Source organism: Ramlibacter pallidus, from assembly GCF_015070875.1.
GTDB classification, from domain to species: Bacteria; Pseudomonadota; Gammaproteobacteria; order Burkholderiales; family Burkholderiaceae_C; genus Ramlibacter; species Ramlibacter pallidus.
In genome coordinates this window covers 781,507-802,912 of sequence record NZ_JADDIV010000002.1, presented here as the reverse complement: position 1 = coordinate 802,912, position 21,406 = coordinate 781,507, and the positions used below count along the sequence as shown (strand labels likewise).

Annotated in this window: 19 protein-coding genes; 7 read left to right on the top strand and 12 right to left on the bottom strand. The window is 70.3% G+C overall.

Annotated elements, in window-relative coordinates; translation table 11 throughout:
* The first annotated feature begins 3 nt into the window (after window positions 1-3).
* From IM787_RS08765 to IM787_RS08750, 4 genes are read left to right on the top strand one after another with little or no spacing between them, the layout of a single operon-like run.
* Window positions 4-900, top strand: coding sequence for an ABC transporter permease (locus tag IM787_RS08765; protein ID WP_193676238.1), 897 nt, complete (start codon window positions 4-6; stop codon window positions 898-900).
* Window positions 897-1,934, top strand: a complete 1,038-nt coding sequence (locus tag IM787_RS08760) for an ABC transporter ATP-binding protein (protein WP_193676237.1) — start codon at window positions 897-899, stop codon at window positions 1,932-1,934. The genes IM787_RS08765 and IM787_RS08760 overlap by 4 nt, the downstream gene beginning before the upstream one ends.
* A complete protein-coding gene (locus IM787_RS08755; RefSeq protein ID WP_193676236.1) occupies window positions 1,931-2,941 on the top strand; it encodes an ABC transporter ATP-binding protein in 1,011 nt (336 codons plus the stop codon). Before IM787_RS08760 ends, IM787_RS08755 begins: the two co-directional genes overlap by 4 nt.
* Window positions 2,938-4,140: an amidase gene (locus tag IM787_RS08750; RefSeq protein WP_193676235.1), complete on the top strand. Its 1,203-nt coding sequence runs from the start codon at window positions 2,938-2,940 to the stop codon at window positions 4,138-4,140. The genes IM787_RS08755 and IM787_RS08750 overlap by 4 nt, the downstream gene beginning before the upstream one ends.
* Before the next feature lie 16 nt (window positions 4,141-4,156).
* Here the strand turns inward: IM787_RS08750 and IM787_RS08745 are convergent, their stop codons facing one another.
* Entirely contained in the window at window positions 4,157-4,654 is a 498-nt protein-coding gene (locus tag IM787_RS08745; protein WP_193676234.1) for an ureidoglycolate lyase, read from the bottom strand.
* A 15-nt stretch (window positions 4,655-4,669) separates the two neighbouring features.
* Between IM787_RS08745 and IM787_RS08740 the strand changes: the two genes are divergently transcribed.
* Complete coding sequence (locus IM787_RS08740; RefSeq protein ID WP_193676233.1) at window positions 4,670-5,932, top strand: Zn-dependent hydrolase; 1,263 nt, start codon at window positions 4,670-4,672, stop codon at window positions 5,930-5,932.
* A gap of 15 nt (window positions 5,933-5,947) precedes the next feature.
* On the opposite strand, the gene IM787_RS08735 is transcribed toward IM787_RS08740, so the two are convergent.
* From IM787_RS08735 to urtA, 11 genes are all read right to left on the bottom strand, one after another.
* The gene (locus IM787_RS08735; protein WP_193676232.1) at window positions 5,948-6,994 is read right to left on the bottom strand and encodes a homocysteine S-methyltransferase family protein; all 1,047 of its coding nucleotides are present in this window, start codon (window positions 6,992-6,994) and stop codon (window positions 5,948-5,950) included.
* Window positions 6,991-8,490: a VWA domain-containing protein gene (locus tag IM787_RS08730; RefSeq protein WP_193676231.1), complete on the bottom strand. Its 1,500-nt coding sequence runs from the start codon at window positions 8,488-8,490 to the stop codon at window positions 6,991-6,993. Before IM787_RS08730 ends, IM787_RS08735 begins: the two co-directional genes overlap by 4 nt.
* Window positions 8,474-9,295 carry a CbbQ/NirQ/NorQ/GpvN family protein gene (locus IM787_RS08725; protein ID WP_193676230.1) on the bottom strand — a complete coding sequence of 274 codons (822 nt, stop codon included), beginning with the start codon at window positions 9,293-9,295 and terminating at the stop codon, window positions 8,474-8,476. The genes IM787_RS08730 and IM787_RS08725 overlap by 17 nt, the downstream gene beginning before the upstream one ends.
* Window positions 9,279-10,319, bottom strand: coding sequence for an aliphatic amidase (locus IM787_RS08720; protein ID WP_193676229.1), 1,041 nt, complete (start codon window positions 10,317-10,319; stop codon window positions 9,279-9,281). Before IM787_RS08720 ends, IM787_RS08725 begins: the two co-directional genes overlap by 17 nt.
* Before the next feature lie 19 nt (window positions 10,320-10,338).
* Window positions 10,339-10,686, bottom strand: a complete 348-nt coding sequence (locus tag IM787_RS08715; RefSeq protein WP_193676228.1) for a zinc ribbon domain-containing protein — start codon at window positions 10,684-10,686, stop codon at window positions 10,339-10,341.
* Window positions 10,687-10,689: 3 nt separating this feature from the next.
* Window positions 10,690-11,913, bottom strand: coding sequence for a formamidase (gene fmdA / locus IM787_RS08710; RefSeq protein WP_193676227.1), 1,224 nt, complete (start codon window positions 11,911-11,913; stop codon window positions 10,690-10,692).
* Between the two features lie 19 nt (window positions 11,914-11,932).
* Window positions 11,933-12,622, bottom strand: a complete 690-nt coding sequence (gene urtE, locus IM787_RS08705; RefSeq protein ID WP_193676226.1) for an urea ABC transporter ATP-binding subunit UrtE — start codon at window positions 12,620-12,622, stop codon at window positions 11,933-11,935.
* A 13-nt stretch (window positions 12,623-12,635) separates the two neighbouring features.
* Entirely contained in the window at window positions 12,636-13,379 is a 744-nt protein-coding gene (gene urtD, locus IM787_RS08700; RefSeq protein ID WP_193676225.1) for an urea ABC transporter ATP-binding protein UrtD, read from the bottom strand.
* A 10-nt stretch (window positions 13,380-13,389) separates the two neighbouring features.
* Window positions 13,390-14,592 carry an urea ABC transporter permease subunit UrtC gene (urtC, locus tag IM787_RS08695; RefSeq protein ID WP_193676224.1) on the bottom strand — a complete coding sequence of 401 codons (1,203 nt, stop codon included), beginning with the start codon at window positions 14,590-14,592 and terminating at the stop codon, window positions 13,390-13,392.
* 21 nt (window positions 14,593-14,613) lie between these two features.
* Window positions 14,614-15,528, bottom strand: coding sequence for an urea ABC transporter permease subunit UrtB (gene urtB / locus IM787_RS08690; RefSeq protein WP_193676223.1), 915 nt, complete (start codon window positions 15,526-15,528; stop codon window positions 14,614-14,616).
* Window positions 15,529-15,613: 85 nt separating this feature from the next.
* On the bottom strand, window positions 15,614-16,882 hold the full coding sequence (urtA, locus tag IM787_RS08685) for an urea ABC transporter substrate-binding protein (RefSeq protein WP_193676222.1): 1,269 nt from the start codon (window positions 16,880-16,882) through the stop codon (window positions 15,614-15,616).
* 173 nt (window positions 16,883-17,055) lie between these two features.
* Between urtA and IM787_RS08680 the strand changes: the two genes are divergently transcribed.
* The gene (locus IM787_RS08680) at window positions 17,056-20,481 is read left to right on the top strand and encodes a hybrid sensor histidine kinase/response regulator (RefSeq protein WP_193676221.1); all 3,426 of its coding nucleotides are present in this window, start codon (window positions 17,056-17,058) and stop codon (window positions 20,479-20,481) included.
* Window positions 20,465-21,373, top strand: coding sequence for a response regulator transcription factor (locus IM787_RS08675; RefSeq protein WP_193676220.1), 909 nt, complete (start codon window positions 20,465-20,467; stop codon window positions 21,371-21,373). Before IM787_RS08680 ends, IM787_RS08675 begins: the two co-directional genes overlap by 17 nt.
* The last annotated feature ends 33 nt before the right edge of the window (window positions 21,374-21,406 follow it).

Below are 21,406 nucleotides of genomic sequence, written 5' to 3'. Positions count from 1 at the left end.
TCCATGCTGCAAGCCACCGTCGAACCCCCGGTCGAACTGCTGCCCGCCGCGCCGCAGCGCTCCGCGGGCTACTGGCAGACCGTCACGCGACGCTTCCTGCGCGACCGCGTCGCCGTGGGCGCGGCGCTCGTCATCCTGGTGCTCCTGCTGCTGGCGCTGCTGGCGCCGTGGATCGTGCCGGCCGATCCCTACCAGTCCTCCATGCTCAAGCGGCTGAAGCCGATCGGCTTCGAAGGGCATCCCCTGGGCACGGACGAACTCGGGCGCGACATGCTGTCGCGGCTGATGGTCGGTGCGCGCCTGTCGCTGTTCATGGGCATCACGCCCGTGCTGCTGGCCTTCGTGTTCGGCGCGGTCATCGGCATCACGGCCGGCTACGCGGGCGGGCGCGTCAACAGCGTCATCATGCGCACGATCGACGTCTTCTACGCCTTCCCGTCGGTGCTGCTCGCCATCGCCCTGTCGGGCGCGCTGGGTGCGGGCATGACCAACTCGCTGATCTCCCTCACGATCGTCTTCATCCCGCCGCTGGCGCGCGTCGCCGAGAGCGTGACGACGCAGATCCGCACGCGGGATTTCGTCGAGGCGGCCCGCGCCTCGGGGGCCAACGCCTTCACCATCGTGCGCGTGCACGTGCTGGGCAACGTGCTGGGGCCGATCTTCGTCTACGCCACCAGCCTGGTGGCCGTCTCCATGATCCTGGCCTCGGGCCTGAGCTTCCTTGGCCTCGGCGTCAAGCCGCCGGAGCCCGAGTGGGGCCTGATGCTCAACACGCTGCGCACGGCCATCTACGTGCAGCCGTGGATCGCGGCGCTGCCCGGCGCGATGATCTTCGCGACCTCGATCGCCTTCAACCTGCTGGCGGACGGCCTGCGCGGCGCCATGGAGATCAAGCAATGAACGCCATCGACGTCGGCGGTCCGGCGCAGCCGCTGCTGTCCGTGCGCGGGCTGGTCAAGCACTTCCCGCTGAAGAAGGACGTGCTCGGGCGCGGCGGCGGCGTGGTGCGCGCGGTGGACGGCATCGCCTTCGACGTGCGCAAGGGCGAGACGCTGGGCGTGGTGGGCGAATCGGGCTGCGGCAAGTCGACCACTGCGCGCCTGCTGATGCAGCTGATCGCGCCGGACCGCGGCGAGGTCGTGTTCGACGGCGAGGCGGTGGGCAGCCGCGCGCTGCCGCTGAAGGCCTTCCGCCGGCAGGCGCAGATGGTGTTCCAGGACAGCTATGCCTCGCTCAACCCGCGGCTGACGATGGAGGACTCCATCGCCTTCGCGCCGCAGGTGCACGGATTGCCGCGCAAGGAGGCGGTCGCCCGGGCGCGCGACCTGCTGGCGCGCGTCGGGCTGGAGCCGCGGCGCTTCGCCGAGCGTTACCCGCACGAGCTCTCCGGCGGCCAGCGGCAGCGCGTGAACATCGCGCGCGCGCTGGCGCTGCAGCCGCGCCTGGTCATCCTCGACGAGGCCGTCTCCGCGCTGGACAAGTCGGTGGAGGCGCAGGTGCTGAACCTGCTGCTGGACCTGAAGGAGGAGTTCGGCCTGACCTACATCTTCATCAGCCACGACCTGAACGTGGTGCGCTACATGAGCGACCGCGTGATGGTGATGTACCTCGGGCAGGTGGCCGAGCTCGGCGCCAGCGAGACGCTGTTCGACGCCCCCGCGCATCCGTACACGCGCGCGCTGCTGTCGTCCATCCCCTCGATGGACCCGGACCGCCGCACCGAACAGCCCCCGCTCGCGGGCGACCCGCCCAACCCCATCGACCCGCCGCCGGGCTGCCGCTTCCACACGCGCTGCGTCCACGCACAGGCGGTCTGCTCCGCGCGCGAGCCCCAGCTCGGCCCGGCCACCGCGGGGCAATCGGTCGCCTGCTGGATGCACGTGCCGGCCAGTGGCCACAGCGAAGCGCCCACGGCCTGGCGGGAGGCCGCATGAACGCCAGCGAAGCGCCCTTCGTCGACATCCGCAGCCTGCGCGTGACCTTCGGCGACGCCCGCAAGCAGGTGCGCGCGGTCAACGGCGTCGACCTGCAGGTCCGCCGCGGCGAGGCCGTGGCGCTGATCGGCGAGTCCGGCTCGGGCAAGAGTGTCACGCTGCGCAGCCTGCTGCGCCTGCATCCGCCGAAACGCACCCGCATCGAGGGCGAGATCCGCGTGGCGGGCGTCGACGTGCTGGGGCTGTCGCCGGGCGCGCTCTCGGACTTCCGCGGCAAGGTGGCCGCGATGATCTTCCAGGAGCCGCTGCTGGCGATGGACCCGGTCTACTCCGTCGGTGCGCAGATCGTGGAGGCCATCCGCCGCCACGAGCCGGTGACCCAGGCGCAGGCCCACGCGCGCGCGCTGCAGCTGTTCGAGCGCGTGCGCATCCCCAGCCCCGAACGGCGGCTGCAGGCCTATCCGCACGAGATGTCCGGCGGCATGCGGCAGCGCGCGATGATCGCCCTGGCCCTGGCCTGCCGGCCGCAGCTGCTGCTGGCCGACGAGCCCACGACGGCCCTCGACGCCACGGTGCAGATCCAGATCCTGCTGCTGCTGCGCGAGCTGCAGCGCGAACTGGGCCTGTCCGTGGTCTTCGTCACGCACGACATCGGCGCGGCGGTGGAGGTGGCGGACCGCATCGCGGTGATGTACGCCGGCCGCATCGTCGAGGAAGGACCGGCCGCGACGCTGATCCGGGCACCGCGCCATCCGTACACCCTGGCCCTGCTGCGAAGCCGCGCGGACGGCGCGCTGGCCAAGGGTACGCGGCTGCAGACCATTCCGGGGGCGCCGCCCGACCTGTCCGCACTGCCGGCGGGCTGCGCCTTCGCCGACCGCTGCGGGCTGGCGTTCGCGGGGTGCCGCGAAGCGCAGCCGGACATCCACTGGCCCACCGCCGGTCACGCGGTGCGCTGCCTGCGCACCGACACCACCGCGCCCGCGCTGCAAGGAGTCGCCCCATGAACCTGCACACCGACGTGCTGCACGATCCCGCCCACGCCTTCATGCCCTACCCCAAGGCGCCGGTGCCGCACGCTGCCACGGGGCCGCTGGCCGGGCTGGACTTCGGCGTGAAGGATCTGTTCCACGTGGCCGGCTATCCCACCAGCGGCGGGCAGCCGCTGCTGCTGGCGCTGCTGGGCGTGCAGGACCGGACCGCGCCCACCGTGCGCAGGCTGCTGGACGCGGGCGCCCGCTTTGCCGGCAAGACCGTCACCGACGAACTCGCCTTTTCCATGAACGGGCAGAACGCGCACTTCGGCTCTCCCGTCAACGGCGCCGCGCCGGACCGCATCTGCGGCGGCTCCTCGTCCGGCTCGGCCTCCGCGGTGTCGAACCGCCTGTGCGACTTCGCGCTCGGCACCGACACCGGCGGTTCGGTGCGCGCGCCGGCCAGCCATTGCGGCCTGGTCGGACTGCGTCCCACGCATGGCCGCATCAGCCTGCACGACGTGCTGGACCTCGCGCCGAGCCTCGACACGTGCGGCTGGTTCGCGCGGGATGTCGCCACCTTCGCGCGCGTGGCCGACGTGCTGCTGGGGGACGACGCCGCACCGCTGCCCGCCAACGTGCGCCTGCTGGCGCCCACCGACCTGTGGCCGCTGGCGACGCCGGCGGCGACGGATGCGCTGGCGCCGGTGCGCCGGCGGATCGAGGACATCCTCGGCCCCGCGCGGCCGGTGCAGGTGGTGCTGCAGGACCTGGACACGCTGTACTGGCGCTTCCGCCACCTGCAGGGGCACGAGTCCTGGCAGACGGACGGCCCCTTCCTGCGCCGCTTCGCGCCGCCGCTCGGGCCCGGCGTGGCGCAACGTTTCGCCTGGAGCGCGGAAGTCACCGACGCGCAGGTGCTGGAAGCACGCGCCTACCGCGAACGTTTCCGCGCGCAGCTCGCGGACCTGCTGGAGGCGGATGGCGTGCTGCTGATGCCCACCATGCCGGACATCGCGCCGCTGGCGAACGAATCGGAGGCTGGGCTCGAGGACTACCGCAACCGGGCGATCCGCCTGTTGTGCAGCGCCGGCTTGTCCGGCTTTCCACAATTGACGCTGCCGCTCGCGCGCCGCGACGGTGCCCCGCTCGGCATCTCCCTGCTGGGCCCGGCGGGCAGCGACCGCAGCCTGGTGCGGCTGGCCGAGCGCATCGCGCAGGCCTGGGCCTGAGGCGATGCCGCGGCTTTCAGGGCGCCAGTCGCACCGGCGGCGACAGCGTGACCACGTCGCAGTCTTTCTGGCCCGGCACCCCGCGCTCGATCACCAGGAAGCGGCCGGGCGCCAGCGCGATCAGCGGGTGGTGCCAGGTGCCGGCATGCAGCGTGATGCCCTGCGCGCCGGTGGCCGCGAAGGCCGCGAAGGTTCGCCGTTCGGGCGCCGCCTGGCCCAGGCCGACCAGCACCACCCAGTCCGCGGCCGCGAGCGGCACGAAGGTCTGGCTGCCCAGGCGGTGCCGCTCCAGCATCGTCCACGGTCCCTCGACGGCCTGGCCCTGCACGTCGAAGGTCGCGAGCACCGGCGCACCGCCTTCGCGCGTGAGGTCGAGCGCCGCGGCCAGGTCGCGCCGCGCGCTGGTGCCGGCGTTGATCGCGCGGGCCGGTCCCTCCCCCAGCTCCAGCACCTCGCCGTACGGCGCGAAGTCGTTCGCGGTGAGCGGACGCAGCGACAGGACGGTGGGAGCCATGCATCGCATTGAACCATGAGCCAACGAACGATGTCTTCCCCCTCCGTCACATCGCTGCGCATCGATGGCCGCCGCCTGTGGGATTCGCTCATGGCGCTGGCGCAGGTGGGTGCCACGGCCAGGGGCGGCGTCTGCCGGCTGGCCCTGTCGGACCTCGATCGCCAGGGCCGCGACCTCGTCACGGAATGGGGCCGCGCAGCCGGTCTCGCGGTGACGGTCGACCGCATCGGCAACGTCTTCATGCGGCGTGCCGGGCGCAACCCGGCGCTGCCGCCGGTGATGGCCGGCAGCCACATCGACACGCAGCCCACCGGCGGCAAGTTCGACGGCAACTACGGCGTGCTGGCGGCGCTGGAAGTCGTGCGCACGCTCGACGACCACGGCATCGAGACGGAGGCGCCGATCGAAGTCGCGTTCTGGACCAACGAGGAGGGCTCGCGCTTCGTGCCCGTGATGATGGGGTCGGGCGTCTTCGCCGGCGCCTTCACGCTGGAGCACGCCTACGCCGCGCGCGACGCCGACGGCAAGAGCGTGCGCGACGAACTGGCGCGCATCGGCTACCTCGGCGAAGAGGTCCCGGGCGCGCACCCCATCGGCGCGTACTTCGAGGCGCACATCGAACAGGGCCCCGTGCTGGAGGATGCGGGCGTGACGATCGGCGTCGTCGAGGGCGTGCTGGCAATCCGCTGGTTCGACTGCACCGTCGAAGGCATGGAGGCGCACGCCGGACCCACGCCGATGGCACTGCGCCGCGACGCGCTGCAACCGGCCACCCGCCTGATGCAGGAGGTGGTGGCCTCGGCGCTGCGGCACGGCCCGCACGGCCGGGGCACGGTCGGCATGGTGCAGGTGCATCCCAACAGCCGCAACGTGATCCCGGGCCGGGTGAGGTTCTCCATCGACTTGCGCAATGCGTCCGACGCGCTGGTGGAGGCGCAAGCCGCGGAGGTGAAGGCGCTGGCCGAACGCCTCGCCGTGGAGTACGGCATGGCGATCCGCATCGAGGAGGTCTCGAACTACCCGGCACAGCGTTTCGACGCCGCCTGCGTGCAGTCGGTCGCCGCCGCCGCGGAACGCCTGGGCTACCCGCACATGCCGGCGGTGTCCGGCGCCGGCCACGACGCAGTCTACGCGGCGCGCCTGGCCCCGACCGGCATGATCTTCATCCCGTGCAAGGACGGCATCAGCCACAACGAAGTGGAAGACGCCCAGCCGGCGCACCTGGAGGCCGGCTGCAACGTGCTGCTGCAGGTGATGCTGGAGCGGGCCGGCACCTGAGCGGTCGTGCCCGGCTTACGCGGCGTCCTTGTAGAAGAACTCGCGCTGCACACTGCGCGCCGCCAGCGGGTGCACCGCCTGCCCGATCGCCGCGATGTGTTCGGGCGTGGTGCCGCAGCAGCCGCCCACGATGTTCACCAGGCCGTCGGCGGCGAACTCGCGCAGCAGCCGCGAGGTGTCCTCCGGCTTCTCGTCGAAGCCCGTTTCGGCCATCGGGTTGGGCAGGCCGGCGTTCGGGTAGCAGCTGATGAAGGTGTCCGGCGCGACGCGCGCCAGCTCCTGGATGTACGGACGCATCAGCGCCGCGCCCAGCGCACAGTTCAGGCCTACGGCCAGCGGCTGCGCGTGGCGCACGCTGTACCAGAAGGCGGTGACGGTCTGGCCGCTGAGGATGCGGCCGGAAGCGTCCGTCACGGTGCCGCTGATGATGACGGGCAGGCGCTCGCCTCGTTCCACGAACACCTCGTCGATGGCGAACAGCGCCGCCTTCGCATTGAGCGTGTCGAAGATGGTTTCGACCAGGATCAGGTCGACGCCGCCTTCGAGCAGGCCCTCGACCTGCTCGTGGTACGCGGCGCGCAGCGTTTCGAAGTCCACATTGCGCGCACCCGGGTCGTTGACGTCGGGGCTGATGCTGGCGGTACGCGGCGTCGGGCCGAGCGCGCCGGCGACGAAGCGCGGCTTGTCCGGCGTGGAGAACTTGTCGGCCGCCTCGCGCGCGAGCTTCGCCGCCGCCAGGTTCATCTCCCTGGCCAGGTGGCCCAGGCCATAGTCGTCCTGCGCCGGCGCGTTGGCGCCGAAGGTGTTGGTCTCGATGATGTCGGCGCCCGCGGCGAGGTAGCCCTCGTGGATGTCGCGCACCACGTCCGGCCGCGTCAGCACCAGCAGGTCGCTGTTGTTCTTCAGGTCCTTGGGGTGGTCGCGGAAGCGCTCGCCGCGGTAGTCGGCCTCCGTCAGCCTGAAGCGCTGGATCATCGTGCCCATCGCGCCGTCGAGGACCAGGATGCGCTGCGCCAGTAGGCCCGGCAGGGCCTGGCCACGGGTGTAGGCCGGAGGTTTCATGCGCCCCATTGTAGGAAGGGCGCTGCCCCTACGCACCGTACGGCGATGCCGGCCGCCTCCGCCTCGGCGATGGCCCGGCGCAGGTCGGCCCGCAGGTAAGCCGGATCCGGCACGTCCAGGTCGTGCGGCTCGCCGTCGCTGAAAAGGAGGATGGCCGGGCGGCGGCCGGCGCTCCGCGCCCGGTCCAGCGCCAGCGCCGCCGCGTGGCGCAAGGCGCCGCCGGTGCGGGTGGAGCCTTCGCCGCGCAGCGCGGCCACGCGACGTGCGATGTCGCCGCGGCGCGCCGGCTCGTCCCAATGCTTCAGGGGCTGCAGCTCGACCCGCTGCCGCGTGCGCGAACGGAAGGCGAGCAGCGCACAGTCGTGGCCGGTCGCCTCCAGCTGGTCGGCGCATGCCAGCGCCAGGGCCGCGGCGTGGTCCAGCCAGGCGCCGCCGCTGGCGGTGCGTTGGGCGGTGGAGGCCGAAGTGTCCAGCAGCACCTGCACGGCCCAGCGCGCGGGCAGCGCTTCGCGGCGCCGGTACACCCGCGTCTCCGGCACCTGCCGCGCGCGCCTTTGCACCTGCGCATCGACCAGCGCCATCGCGTGGAACTCGTCGCCCCAGGCGGCGCGGCCGCCATGCCGCGGTGCGTCCGCCGGGAGGCTGTGCAGGACCCGCGCGACCTGCGCTGGAGCCGCGGTCGGCAAGCGACGGGTGACGGCGGCCGCTGGCCGCGCAGCCAGGTAGACGCTGCACCAGTCCGCGCGGTAGCGCCCGATGCGAGCGTCCCATTCCGCGTAGTTCGTGGGCGGGGCTTCCGGCGGCGCATCCACCGCTTCGGTGCCGGCGCCGCCCTGGGGCTCGCCGGCGGCCGCGAGCGGGGTGTCGGATGCGGGCAGCTCCGCATCGGGCTCCCACAGCCAGGAGCCATCGTCGCGGTACGCGGCGTGCGTGACGTAAGTGCGGGGGTTGAACGGCAAGCGCATCTGGCCGATCTCGTTGCCCAGGCGGGAAGCGAGTTCCCGTATCGCCGCGGAATCGCTCGCCGCCCTGCCGAACGCCGTCTGCGCGCGAACGACCCAGGGATGCGGATCGGCATGCGAGGGATCCAGCAGGCTGCGCGCCAGCCGCGCCAGCAGGGCGTCGAAGCCATTGCCGGCGGGCGCGTCCGGTCCGGCGTGAAAGGGCAGCCACAACGCACGCAAGCCGGGCAGATCCGCCATGGCGTGGGCTTCGATGCGCGCGTCCTCCAGCACGCCGAACAAGGCTTGCTGCACGGGCTTGAGCGTGGCGCGCGCCTGCGGCCCCCCGCCGAAGCGCCAGTGCGCGGCGGCATGTGCGGCGGCCGCATGCACCGTGGCGCGCCCGGTCATCGCCGGCGGCAGGTGCAGGACACGGTCCGCGCCATCGCGTCCCGAAAGGATCGCGCGGGGCCCATTCTCCAGCGGCACCAGTGCCGCCCGCTGCCCCCACAGCGCGTGCAGCCACGCCGCGCCCGGCTCACTCGAAAGCGGCATGGACCAGGTCCGCCAGCACGGCCTGCAGGTCCGGGTCGTCGGCCAGCGGGGCGGCCACCGCCTGGAGGCACGCCGCGCGTGCCGGCAGCCCGGCCTGCACGAGGCGGGCGGCGTGCACCAGCAGGCGCGTCGACGCGCCCTCCTCCAGCCCGTCGGCCTGCAGCCGGCGCGTGCGCAGGCCGAGCGCGACGAGGCGGCCGGCCAGCAGCGGGTCGACGCCACTCTCGCCCGCGACGATCGCCGTCTCGGTATCGGGATCGGGGTAGCCGAACGCGAGTGTCGTGAAACGCTGCCGCGTCGACGGCTTCAGCGCCTTGTGCAGGCCGCGGTACCCGGGGTTGTAGCTCGCCACCAGCAGGAAGTCCGGGTGCGCCTGCAGCAGTTCGCCGCGCCGCTCCAGCGGCAGCACGCGACGGCTGTCGGCCAGCGGATGGATCACGACCAGCGCATCGCTGCGCGCTTCCACCAGCTCGTCGAGGTAGCAGATGGCGCCGTGCCGAGCGGCCAGCGCCAACGGGCCGTCCTGCCAGCGCGTGCCGTCGGCATCCAGCAGCCAGCGGCCGGCAAGGTCGCCGGCCGTGAGGTCCTCGTGGCAGGCCAGCGTGACCAGCGGCCGCCCGAGCCGCCACGCCATGTGTTCGACGAAGCGCGTCTTGCCGCAGCCCGTCGGGCCCGTCAGCAGGACCGGCAGCCGCGCCGCCGCCGCGGCCTCGAAGGCCCGCACCTCCCCCGCCACGGGACGGTAGAACGGTGCCTGCGCGAGCCGCCAGCCGGCGAGCGGATCCCCTTCAACGGTGGAGGGCATCCGCCGGGTTCGGGATGCCCTCGATCGGGCACTCCTCGGTGCCCACCATCGGGCGCGTGATGGCCTCGACCGCCTTGCGCGTGCCTTCGGGGTCGTTGATCCAGCGCGAATAGAAACCGTAGGGGCAGGCCGCCACGCCCTTGTCGCCCTCGCGCGAGTTGATCAGGCCGGTGTAGCCGCGGTGCAGCAGCTTGAACAGGTGGTTCTCCGACTGGCCGTTCTTGCGGAAGTCGCGGATCAGGCTGGTGGAGAGCGCGGCGTACTGCACGCCGTACTCCTCCTCGCCGCATTCGCCGAGCGTGCGTCCGTCGAAGCCGATGATCGCGGAGTGGCCGAAGTAGCCGTAGACGCCGTCGAAACCCGACGCATTCGCCACCGCGACGTAGGTGTTGTTGGCGAAGGCCATCGCCTTGCTGATCAGGATCTGCTGCTCTTTCGCGGGGTACATGTAGCCCTGGCAGCGGACGATCAGCTCGGCGCCGTTCATGGCGCAGTCGCGCCAGATCTCCGGGTAGTTGCCGTCGTCGCAGATGATCAGGCTGATCTTCAGGCCCTTGGGGCCTTCGCTCACGTACGTGCAGTTGCCCGGGTACCAGCCTTCCACCGGCACCCACGGCATGATCTTGCGGTACTTCTGGACGATCTCGCCCTGGTCGTTCATCAGGATCAGCGTGTTGTACGGCGCCTTGTACGGGTGCTCCTCGTGGCGTTCGCCGGTCAGCGAGAACACGCCCCACACCTTGGCCTTGCGGCAGGCCGCGGCGAAGATCTCGGTCTCCTCGCCCGGCACGGCCGCGGCCGTGTCGTACATCTCCCTGGCGTCGTACATGATCCCGTGCGTGCTGTACTCCGGGAAGATCACCAGGTCCATGCCCGGCAGGCCGGCCTTCATGCCGACCAGCATGTCGGCGATCCTGCGCGCGTTCTCGAGGACCTCCGCCTTGGTGTGCAGGCGCGGCATCTTGTAGTTGACGACCGCGACGCCCACGGTGTCCTTGCTGCTGGAGATGTCTCCGTGGATCATGGCTGCTTCCTCCTTGCCGTCAGTGGCTGATCATCCAGGGGCGCTTGCTCGGGAAGGCCTTGCTGCCGTCGGGTGCGCGGACCGTGCTGGTGCGCCTGGCGCCGCTGCAGCAGCCGCAGCCCGAGGGATGGCGCAGGCGGCCGTAGCTGCCGTCGCGCGACGTGCGCGGCGCGTGCTGGGCCCGTTCGTTGGTGGCGTGGGCGCTGCGCGTGCCCGCGTCCATGCAGGCCAGTTGCGGTGGCGCGCTCATCACGCGCGGCGACGCCGCGCCGCACCCGGGGCAATCCGCGGGCTCGTCGCGCCGGGAGATGCTGCGGATCGCCTCGAAGCCGCCGCAGCCCGCGCAGCCGTAGTCGTAGGTCGGCATGGGCTACTTGTCCTGCGAGAGCGGCATGGCCACCGAGCCGTCGAGGTGCTTCACCGGCCCCGCGGCGCTGGGGTTGATGTCGAAGTCGAAGATCTGCGTCGGCACCCACAGCGTGGCGCAGGCGTTCGGCACGTCCACCACCCCGCTGATGTGGCCCTGGACCGGTGCCGTGCCGAGGATCGAGTAGGCCTGCGCGCCCGAATAGCCGAACTTCTTGAGGTACTCGATGGCGTTCAGGCACGCCTGGCGGTAGGCGACGTTGATGTCCAGGTAGTGCTGCTTGCCGCCCTCGTCGACGGAGACGCCCTCGAAGATCAGGTAGTCGTTGTAGGTCGGCACGACCGGGCTCGGCTTGAAGATCGGGTTCTTGATGCCGTACATCGCCATGCCGCCCTTGATGACGGTCACGCGCATGTGGACCCAGCCCGCCATCTCGATGGCGCCGCAGAACGTGATCTCGCCGTCGCCCTGGCTGAAGTGCAGGTCGCCCACGCTCAGGCCGGCGCCGTCGACGTACACCGGGAAGAACACCTTGGCACCGCGCGACAGGTCCTTGATGTCGCAGTTGCCGCCGTGCTCGCGGCCGGGCACGGTGCGCGCGCCTTCGGCCGCGGCCTTGGCCTTGGCATCCCCGGTCAGCCTGCCCATGTGGGCCGTGCCGGCAAAGGGCGGGTTCGCCAGTCCGCCGGTGGGGTTGGTCGCGATGAGTTCCTGCTCGCGCGCGTTCCACGTCTGCAGCATCTTCGGGTCGGGCAGGCAGCCGATCAGGCCCGGGTGGATCAGGCCGGCGTACCGCACGCCCGGCACGTGGCGCGAACGGGTGAACATGCCTTCGATGTCCCAGATCGACTTCTGCGCCAGCGGGAAGTGCTCGGTCAGGAAGCCGCCGCCGTTCTTCTTGCTGAAGAAGCCGTTGAAGCCCCAGAGGCTGTCCTGCTTCGCGCCGATGTCCAGCAGTTCCACCACCAGCAGGTCACCCGGCTTGGCCCCCTTCACCCCGACCGGCCCGGACAGGTAGTGCACCGTGGTGAGGTCGATGTCGCGCACGTCGTCCGCGCTGTCGTTGTTCTTGATGAAGCCGCCCGTCCAGTCGTAGGTCTCGAGCACGAAGTCGTCGCCCGGGTTGACCCAGCAGGCCATCGGGATGTCCGGGTGCCACCGGTTGTGGATGTTCTCGTTCTCGAGCGGCGACTGCTGGAGGTCGACCTTGATGAGGGTTTCGGGCATGCGTGCTCCTGGGTTGTGGTCAGACGGAGAGGTAGGACTTGATGCGTTGCGTGTCGGTGCCGGCGCGCGTGGTCTCGTGGACCAGGCGGCCGCCCTCGATGACGAACAGGCGGTCGGCGACGTCCATCGCGAAGGACAGCACCTGCTCGGACACGACGATGGTGATGCGGCGCAGCTTGCGGATCTCGTTCAGCGCCTTGGCGATGTCCTTGATGATCGAAGGCTGGATGCCCTCGGTCGGCTCGTCGAGCAGCAGCACCTTGGGGTCGGTCACCAGCGCGCGGGCGATCGCCAGCTGCTGCTGCTGGCCGCCCGAGAGGTTGCCCCCCTTGCGCCGGCGCATGTCCCACAACACGGGGAACAGCGCGTAGATCTCGTCGGGCACACGGCGGCTGGGCGCGTGCTCCATGCCGGTCTGGATGTTCTCCTCGACGCTCAGCGTCGGGAAGATCATGCGGCCCTGCGGCACGTAGGCGATGCCCTTGGCGACGCGGCGGAAGCTCTCTTCCTTCGACACATCCTGTCCGCCGACGGTGATGGTCCCGCTCTTGACCGGCAGCACGCCCATCAGGCTCTTGAACAGCGTGGTCTTGCCCATGCCGTTGCGGCCCATGATGGCGACGGTTTCGTTCTCGCGGCCCTCGAAGGAGATGCCGTGCAGCGCCTCGCTCTGGCCGTAGGCGACGTGGAGGTCCTTGACCTGCAGCATGGGAGGGGTCCTTTCAGTGGCCGAGGTAGACATCGATCACCTTCGGGTCGGCCTGCACCTTCTCCATCGGCCCTTCGGCCAGGATCTTTCCCTGGTGCATGACCGTCACCTTGTGGGCGATCTGCTTGACGAATTCCATGTCGTGCTCGATCACGATCACGGCGCGGTTGCGGCAGATGCGCTGCAGGAGTTCGGCGGTGAGCTCGCGTTCGCGCGCGCTCATGCCGGCGATCGGCTCGTCCAGCATCAGCAGCTCCGGCTCCTGCATCAGCAGCATCCCGATCTCCAGCCACTGCTTCTGCCCGTGGCTCAGGAGCCCGGCCTCGAGTTCCAGCTTGTCGGCCAGGCCGATGTCCGCGGCCACCGCCTGCACGCGTTCGCGCACCTCGGCGTCGCACCGGAAGGCGAGCGCGCCGAAGACGTTGCGCCCGCGCGGGAAGGAGACCTCCAGGTTCTGGAAGACGCTCAGGTTCTCGTAGATCGAAGGCGTCTGGAACTTCCTGCCGATGCCCAGGCGCACGCGCTTGTGCTCCGCCATCCGCGTCAGCTCCGTGTTGCGGAACTTGATGCTGCCGGCGCTGGCGCGCGTCTTGCCGCAGATCAGGTCCAGCAGCGTGGTCTTGCCGGCGCCGTTCGGGCCGATGATCACGCGCAGCTCGTTGCGGTCGATGTAGAGCGTCAGGTTGTCGATCGCCTTGAAGCCGTCGAAGGAAACGGTCAGGTCCTCGACCGCCAGCGCGAAATCGGTGTTGCTCATGGCCGCTCCTTCAGGCGTGCTGGCCGCGGATGCCGTCGGGCGCCGCCGGCGTTTCGGGCTGCGCCGCCGGCGCTTGCGGCGCGCGCGCGACGAAGGCGGGCGGCGGGGTCTTGGGCCGCGCCGCGCGCAGCGCCTCGCGCCGGCCGTTCCACCAGGGGCGGATGTGGCTCTCCCACAGGCCGGCCAGGCCCATCGGGAAGGCCATGGTCACGCCGATGAAGAGGGCCGCCATCAGGAACAGCCAGGCCTCGGGGAAACTCTCCGAGAAGAAGGTCTTGCCCGCGTTCACCAGCAGCGCGCCGTAGACCGCGCCGACCAGGCTCATGCGGCCGCCCACCGCGGCGAAGATCACCATCTCGATCGAAGGCACGATGCCGACGAAGCTGGGCGACATGAAACCGACCTGCAGCGAGAACAGCGCGCCGCCGATGCCGGACAGCGCCGCCGCCAGGCAGAAGGTGAAGACCTTGAAGTTGGCGACGTCGTAGCCGGAGAAGCGCACGCGGTCCTCCTTGTCGCGCATCGCCAGCAGCAGGGTGCCGAACTTGCTGGTCTGGATCCAGCGGCACAGGAGGATGGTGGCCACCAGCAACGCGACGCACACGTAGTACAGGATCACCTTGGCGCTGTCCGTGCGGGTGTCCCACCCCATCAGCGTCTTCAGGTCGGTCATGCCGTTGACGCCGCCGGTGTAGCCCTGCTGGCCGATGATCAGCACCGTGAGGATCAGCGCCACCGCCTGCGTGATGATGGCGAAGTACACGCCGCCCACGCGGCGCTTGAACATCGCGAAGCTGATGATCCAGGCGAGCAGCGTCGGCACCGCGATGACGGCGAACAGCGTGAAGCCGAAGCTCTTGAACGGCACCCAGAAGGCCGGCAGCGCGGTGATCTGGTTCCAGTCCATGAAGTCGGGGATGCCCGGCGTGCTCTGGATCTTGGTGCTGACGGGGTCGGATGCTTCCAGCTTCAGGAACATCGCCATCGCATAGCCGCCCAGCCCGAAGAACACGCCCTGGCCGAGGCTCAGCACGCCGCCGTAGCCCCACACCATCACCAGCCCGATGGCGACGAAGGCGTAGGTGAGGTACTTGCCCACCAGGTTCAGCCGGAAGATGTCGAGCGTGAGCGGCAGCACCACCGCCAGCAGCAGCACCAGCAGCAGCAGGCTGGCCAGCTGGTAGCGGTGGATGAAGGTCTTGATTGCGTTCATCGGGACTCCTTCTGCGCCGGCTCAGCGCCGGACCTTCATCGCGAACAGGCCCTGCGGCCGCACCATCAGGATCAGGACGATCAGCGACAGGGTGATCACCTTGGCCATCGAGCCGGCCAGGAAGAACTCGGTGATCGACTGCGTCTGGGCGATGCCGAAGGCGGAGACCACGGTGCCCAGGAGGCTGGCCGCGCCGCCGAAGGTGACGACCAGGAAGGCGTCGACGATGTAGAGCGAGCCTGACGTCGGGCCGGTGGAGCCGATGGTGGTGAACGCCGCGCCGGCGACCCCTGCGATGCCGCAGCCGATGGCGAAGGTGAGGCGGTCGGTCTTCTTCGTGTCGATGCCGGTCGCGTTGGCCATCACGCGGTTGCTCACGGTGGCGCGCACCCGCAGGCCCCAGCGGCTCTTGTGCAGGGCGACCAGCACGCCGGCGGTGACGACGGTGGTGAGCGCCAGCACGAACAAGCCGTTGATCGGGATGTCCAGGCCGGGCGACGGTGCCCAGGACCCGAGCAGCCAGTCGGGCAGCGTGGGACTGACTTCCTTCGGGCCGATGAAGGTGCGGAACATCTGCTGGATGGCCAGGCTGATGCCCCAGGTGGCCAGCAGCGTGTCGAGCGGGCGCTTGTACAGGTGGCGGATCAGCGCCCACTCCACCAGCCAGCCGGCGATGAAGGCGAAGAGGAAGGCCGCGACGATCGCCAGCGGGAAGTAGTAGGCCACCCAGCCGGGCGAGAGGGAGGAAGCGAGCGTGGAGCCGAGGTAGATCGTGTAGGCGCCGATGGTCATGAACTCGCCATGCGCCATGTTGATCACGCCCATCTGGCCGAAGATGATGGCCAGGCCCAGGCCCATGAGCAGCAGCACCGAGAACAGGCTCAGGCCCGCGAAGCCCTGCATCAGGCCGATGTTCATCATTTCCGAAAGCGTCATGCGGGTGCTCCGGGGAGTGAAGAAGGAAGGCGGGGGAGAGCCCCCACCCCGGCCCTCCCCCGGAGGGGGAGGGAGGAAGGCAGGGTTACTGGTAGCCCTTGGGGAACGGATCGGGCTTGATCAGGTTGGGCGACTCGGAGACGACCTTGAAGGTGGCGTCCGGCATGCCCATCGCGATGCGCGACTTGCTCCACAGGTGGTGGTTCGGGTCCAGCTTCACGTAGCCTTCCGGCGCCGTGGTCAGCTCGATGCCGGTGCGCGAGGCCGCGACCACCTTGTCGACGTCGAAGCTCTTGGCCTTCTCCACCGCCGCCTTCCACAGCCACGGGCCGAGGTAGCCGGCCTGGGTGACGTCGCCGATGACGGCGTCCTTGCCGTACTTGGCCTTGAAAGCCGTCACGAACTTCTTGTTGTTCTCGTTCTCCAGCGACTGGAAGTACTTCATGGAGGAGTAGAAGCCGGCGAAGTTCTCGCCGCCCACGCCGGTCATCTCGTCCTCGGTGACCGACAGCGTCACCAGCAGCTGCTTGTCGCCGGTGATGCCGGCCGCCTTGAGCGCCTTGTAGAAGGCCACGTTGGAGCCGCCCACCACCGCGGTGAAGATGCAGTCGGGCTTCTGCACCTTGATCTTGTTCATCAGGGACCCGAAGTTCGTGCTGCCCAGCGGGTAGTACTCCTCGCCGACGACCTTGCCCTTCTGGAAGTTCTCGATGTGCTTGCGCGCGATCTTCATCGAGGTGCGCGGCCAGATGTAGTCGGAGCCGATCAGGAAGAAGGTCTTGGCCTTCTTCTCCTTCTGCGCCCAGTCCAGGCTGTAGAGGATCTGCTGCGTCGCTTCCTGGCCGGTGTAGATCACGTTCTTGGACTGCTCCAGGCCTTCGTAGAAGGTCGGGTAGTACAGCAGGCCGTTCTCCTTCTCGAACACCGGCAGCACCGCCTTGCGCGAGGCGGAGGTCCAGCAGCCGAACACCGCGGCGCAGCGGTCGTTGATCAGCAGCTTCTTCGACTTCTCGGCGAAGGTCGGCCAGTCAGACGCGCCGTCCTCCTTGATCACCTTGATCTTGCGCCCCAGGATGCCGCCCATGGCGTTGATCTGGTCGATGGCCAGCTGCTCCGCCTGGATGGAGCCGGTCTCCGAGATGGCCATCGTGCCGGTGGACGAATGCAGCTGGCCGACCGTGACTTCGGTGTCGGTCACCGCGAGCTTGGTCGTGTTGACCTGCGCGGTGGGCTGGGCGCCGGCCCAGGCCGGCAGGCCGGCGACCGAGGCCGCCCCCATCGCCTGGAGCAGGCGCCGACGGGCGATATCGGTGCTGGGCACGGACTGGTCTTGGTGCGTGGCAGGTTTCTTCATGGGGCGGGTCCTCGCTTCGGGTTGAACTTGGGAGCCGGCGTGGGACAGGGTTTGCGCCGGGCTGGTGCCAAGACTAGGGAGCGAGGGAAAACCCGCCCATACGTTAAATAACGTAGTGGCGCCTGCGCACACGCCGCGCAGAGTGCGGGACTGGTTCTTGCATGGACAGGCGCATGGCATCGCATGCGACGCGCGGCGAGCTCGCGGCCGCCCCCCAGACGATCTTCCGCTTCCGGCGCGACTACAACTCGTGGGTCGCCGACGAGAGCATGGAGGACTACGCGCTGCGCTACACGCCCAAGAGCTTCCGGCGCTGGAGCGAGTTCCGCGTGGCGAACACCGCCTTCGGCTCGCTGTCCTTCCTGGCGCTGGAGGCGATCGGCGGGGCGATCGCGCTGAACTACGGCTTCAGCAACGCGATGTGGGCGATCCTCGTGGTCGGCCTCGTGATCTTCCTGACCGGGCTGCCGATCGCGTACTACGCCGCGCGCTACGGCCTGGACATGGACCTGCTCACCCGCGGCGCCGGTTTCGGCTACCTGGGCTCGACGATCACGTCCCTGATCTACGCCGTCTTCACCTTCATCTTCTTCGCGCTGGAGGCGGCCATCATGGCGCTGGCGCTGCAGATGGTGGTCGACTGGCCGCTGGAGTGGTGCTACGTGGTGTCGTCGCTGGTGATCCTGCCGCTGGCCATGCGCGGCATCACGCTCATCTCGCGGCTGCAGGCCTGGACGCAGCCGCTGTGGCTGTTCCTGCTGGTGCTGCCCTTCGTCTGGATCGCGCTGGCGCAGCCGCAGCTGTACCGCGACTTCACCACCCTGTCCGGCCTGGCCAGCGGCAGCAGCGGCTTCGATCCCCTGTTGTTCGGCGCCGCCGCGGCGGTGATCTTCTCGCTGGTGGTGCAGATCGGCGAGCAGGTCGACTTCCTGCGCTTCCTGCCCGAACGCACGGCGGAGAACCGCTTCCGCTGGTGGGCGGCCGTGCTCGTCGCGGGCCCCGGATGGATCGGCATGGGCATGCTGAAGATGGCGGGGGGCGCCTTCCTCGCCTTCGCCGCGCTGCAGTTCGAAGTCGACGTCGCCCGCGCCGCGGAGCCGACGCAAATGTTCCTGGCCGGCTTCACGCAGGCGGTCGGGCTGCCCGGACTCGCCGTGGCGATGACGGTGGTGTTCGTCGTCGTGTCGCAGATCAAGATCAACCTCACGAATGCCTACGCCGGCTCGCTCGCCTGGTCCAACTTCTTCGCCCGCGTCACGCGCAGCCATCCAGGCCGCGTCGTGTGGCTGGTGTTCAACGTCGGCATCGCCACGCTGCTGATGACGCTGGGCGTGTTCGGCGCGCTGGAGAAGGTGCTCGCCATCTACAGCAACGTGGCCATCGCCTGGGTCGGGGCGCTGGTGGCGGACCTGGTGATCAACAAGCCGCTGGGCCTGAGCCCGCCGCACATCGAGTTCCGCCGCGCGCACCTCTACGACTTCAACCCGGTCGGCCTGGGGGCGATGGTGCTGGCGGCGACGGTGGCCTGCGTCGCCTATGCAGGCCTGCTCGGCGAGGAGGCGGCGGCCTTCTCGCCCTTCATCGCGCTGGCGCTGTCGATGGCGCTGGCGCCCCTGCTGGCGTGGGCCACGCGCGGCCGCTTCTACCTCGCGCGCTCGCCCAGCACCGAATGGGCACCGGGGGAGCTGGTGCGCTGCGTGGTCTGCGAGAACCAGTTCGAGTCGGAAGACATGGCGCGTTGCCCGGCGTACGGTGGCGCGATCTGTTCGCTGTGCTGCTCGCTGGAGACGCGCTGCCACGACCGCTGCAAGACGAACTCCCGCGCCACCGACCAGATCCGTGCCGTGGCGGCGGCGCTGCTGCCGCGCGGCTGGGCCGCGCACGTCAACTTCCGCGTGGGCCACTACCTGATGGTGCTGTGCACGCTGTGCGGGCTGACGGCCTTCCTGCTCGGGGTGGTCTACGTGCAGGAAAGCCTGGGCACGCCCGCCGAGTTGCTGCGCATGCCCTTCCTGAAGGCCTTCGCCCTGCTGGCGCTGCTGGCGGCGGTGTGCGCCTGGTGGGTCGTGCTGTCCACCGACAGCCGGCGGCTGGCGCAGGACGAATCGGAGCGGCAGACGCAGCTGCTGCTGCAGGAGATCGATGCGCACCGCCGCACCGACGCGGCGCTGCAGGCGGCCAAGGACCAGGCCGAATCCGCCAGCCTCGCCAAGACGCGCTACGTCGCCGGAATGACGCACGAACTGCGCTCGCCGCTGAACAGCATCCTGGGCTACACGCAGATCCTGCTGAAGCACCCGCAGGTGGAGGGGTGGCTGCGCGAGACGCTGGCGACCATGCAGCACAGCGGCCAGCACATGCACGCGCTGATCGACGGGTCGCTGGAGCTGGCCCGCATCGAGGCCGGGCGCTTGCGGCTCGACGTTGCGCCGGTGCCGCTGCGCGAGCTGGTCGACGACGTAGCCCGGATGATGCGGCAGCAGGCCAACGCGAAGGGCCTGCACTTCGCGGTGGAGGTGTACGGGCGCATGCCGGCGTGGATCCGCGCCGACGCCAAGCGCCTGCGGCAGATCCTCATCAACCTGCTGGCCAACGCGGTGCGCTTCACCACCCGCGGCGAAGTGCGCCTGCGGCTGGACTTCCGCCGGCACGTGGCCCAGCTGGACGTCGTGGACACCGGCATCGGCATCGCGCCGCAGGACCAGGAGCGCATCTTCCTGCCCTTCGAGCGCGGCAGCGCGGGCCGCCGCGTCAGCGACACCGGCACGGGGCTGGGGCTGACCATCACGCACCTGCTGACCGAGCTGATGGGCGGCGAACTCACGCTGGCCAGCACGCCCGATTGCGGCAGCACCTTCAGCGTGCGCCTCTACCTGCCGGAGATCACCAGCGACCCGGCCCGTCCGCTGCCGCCCGCGCAGAACCTGAAGCCGGCGATCGGCTACCTGGCGCCGCACCGCACGCTGCTGGTGGTCGACGACCAGGCGCTGCAGCGGCAACTGCTCGCGGCGCTGCTGGTTCCGCTCGGCTTCACGGTGCTGGAAGCCGCCAGCGGGCGCGAATGCGCGGAAGTGGTGGAGCGCCAGCCGGTCGACGCGGTGCTGCTGGACATCACCATGGACGACCTCGACGGCTGGCAGACGGCGGCGCTGCTGCGCGGCATGAAGACACCGGAGGAACTGCCGATCGTGTTCGTCTCCGGCAACCTGTTCGACCACCGGCCGGACCGCATCGAGGCACTGCAATGCCAGGGCTTCGTCGCCAAGCCGGTGCTGGAGTCCGAGCTGCTCGATGCGCTGGAGCGCGCGCTGCAGCTGGAATGGGTGCGCTCCAACACGCCGCTGGCGCCGCTCTACCCGACGCTGGACGCCTCGCCCGCGGCCGGGGTCGACGCCCTGCCGGCGGACCTGCGCGAGGACCTGCTGCGGCTGGCGCGCCAGGCCAACGCTTCCGCGCTGAGGCAGCGCTTGCGGGCGGCGCAGGCCGCCCTGCCGGAACACGCCCAGGCGCTGCTCTGGCTGCAGGCCGCCGCCGACCGCTTCGACTTCGCCGCGCTCACCGGCCGCCTGAAGGAGGACGAGGATGTCGCCCGCTCCTGAGAACGACGTTGGGGGCGGCGCGGGCCGCACGGTGCTGGTGGTCGACGACGCCGTCGACACGCTGCGCATGCTGTGCGACGCGCTGGACGCCGAGGGCTACACGGTCATGGTGGCGCGCGACGCCGGCGAGGCACGCGAGCGGCTGGAGATCACCGTGCCCGATGCCGTGCTGCTGGACGCGGTGATGCCGGGCACCGATGGCTTCGCGCTGTGCCGGGAGATCAAGGCCACCCCGCCCTGGGCGCACGTGCCGATCGTGTTCATGACGGGCCTGTCGGAGACGGCGCAGATCCTCGAAGGCTTCGCCAGCGGCGGGGTCGACTACGTCGTGAAGCCGCTGCGCATCCCCGAGGTGCTGGCGCGAGTGGCGACCCACGTGCGCAACGCCCGCGCCGCCCGCCTGGCGCGCGAGGCCGTGGACGTGGCCGGCATGGGCGCCGTCGTGCTGGACGTGCAGGGCCGCATCGCCTGGCGCTCGCCGCAGGCCACCCGCTGGCTGGAGGCCGCGTTCGGCGCACGCGGGCTGGCCGAGGCTTCCGAGTGGCTGGCGTCGATCGGCACCGGCAGCGAAGCGGCCCGGCCCCTCGCGGTGGGCGAGCGCCTGGTGGCGCGCCACATGGGCGCCGGCTCGTTCTCGGAGACCATGCTGCTGCTGCGGGTGGGTGCGGCGGGGGCGCCGGCGCCGCGCGGCCTGAACGCCTCGCTGACGCCGCGCGAGGCCGAGGTGCTGTCCTGGCTGGCCAAGGGCAAGACCAACCGGGACATCGGCGACATCCTCGGCCTGAGCCCGCGCACGGTGAACAAGCACCTGGAACACATCTACGAGAAGCTGGGGGTGGAGACGCGCACGGCCGCCGTCGCCGCCGCCGGCCAGATGCAGGGACAGGCCTGAGCGGCGCCGCACTGCGCAGAGTTCACAGCTTTC

Coding starts and splice junctions, on each gene's coding strand:
- IM787_RS08765 (WP_193676238.1), top strand. CDS start 4: ATGCTGCAAGCCACCGTCGAACCCCCGGTCGAACTGCTGCCCGCCGCG.
- IM787_RS08760 (WP_193676237.1), top strand. CDS start 897: ATGAACGCCATCGACGTCGGCGGTCCGGCGCAGCCGCTGCTGTCCGTG.
- IM787_RS08755 (WP_193676236.1), top strand. CDS start 1,931: ATGAACGCCAGCGAAGCGCCCTTCGTCGACATCCGCAGCCTGCGCGTG.
- IM787_RS08750 (WP_193676235.1), top strand. CDS start 2,938: ATGAACCTGCACACCGACGTGCTGCACGATCCCGCCCACGCCTTCATG.
- IM787_RS08745 (WP_193676234.1), bottom strand. CDS start 4,654: ATGGCTCCCACCGTCCTGTCGCTGCGTCCGCTCACCGCGAACGACTTC.
- IM787_RS08740 (WP_193676233.1), top strand. CDS start 4,670: ATGAGCCAACGAACGATGTCTTCCCCCTCCGTCACATCGCTGCGCATC.
- IM787_RS08735 (WP_193676232.1), bottom strand. CDS start 6,994: ATGAAACCTCCGGCCTACACCCGTGGCCAGGCCCTGCCGGGCCTACTG.
- IM787_RS08730 (WP_193676231.1), bottom strand. CDS start 8,490: ATGCCGCTTTCGAGTGAGCCGGGCGCGGCGTGGCTGCACGCGCTGTGG.
- IM787_RS08725 (WP_193676230.1), bottom strand. CDS start 9,295: ATGCCCTCCACCGTTGAAGGGGATCCGCTCGCCGGCTGGCGGCTCGCG.
- IM787_RS08720 (WP_193676229.1), bottom strand. CDS start 10,319: ATGATCCACGGAGACATCTCCAGCAGCAAGGACACCGTGGGCGTCGCG.
- IM787_RS08715 (WP_193676228.1), bottom strand. CDS start 10,686: ATGCCGACCTACGACTACGGCTGCGCGGGCTGCGGCGGCTTCGAGGCG.
- fmdA (WP_193676227.1), bottom strand. CDS start 11,913: ATGCCCGAAACCCTCATCAAGGTCGACCTCCAGCAGTCGCCGCTCGAG.
- urtE (WP_193676226.1), bottom strand. CDS start 12,622: ATGCTGCAGGTCAAGGACCTCCACGTCGCCTACGGCCAGAGCGAGGCG.
- urtD (WP_193676225.1), bottom strand. CDS start 13,379: ATGAGCAACACCGATTTCGCGCTGGCGGTCGAGGACCTGACCGTTTCC.
- urtC (WP_193676224.1), bottom strand. CDS start 14,592: ATGAACGCAATCAAGACCTTCATCCACCGCTACCAGCTGGCCAGCCTG.
- urtB (WP_193676223.1), bottom strand. CDS start 15,528: ATGACGCTTTCGGAAATGATGAACATCGGCCTGATGCAGGGCTTCGCG.
- urtA (WP_193676222.1), bottom strand. CDS start 16,882: ATGAAGAAACCTGCCACGCACCAAGACCAGTCCGTGCCCAGCACCGAT.
- IM787_RS08680 (WP_193676221.1), top strand. CDS start 17,056: ATGGCATCGCATGCGACGCGCGGCGAGCTCGCGGCCGCCCCCCAGACG.
- IM787_RS08675 (WP_193676220.1), top strand. CDS start 20,465: ATGTCGCCCGCTCCTGAGAACGACGTTGGGGGCGGCGCGGGCCGCACG.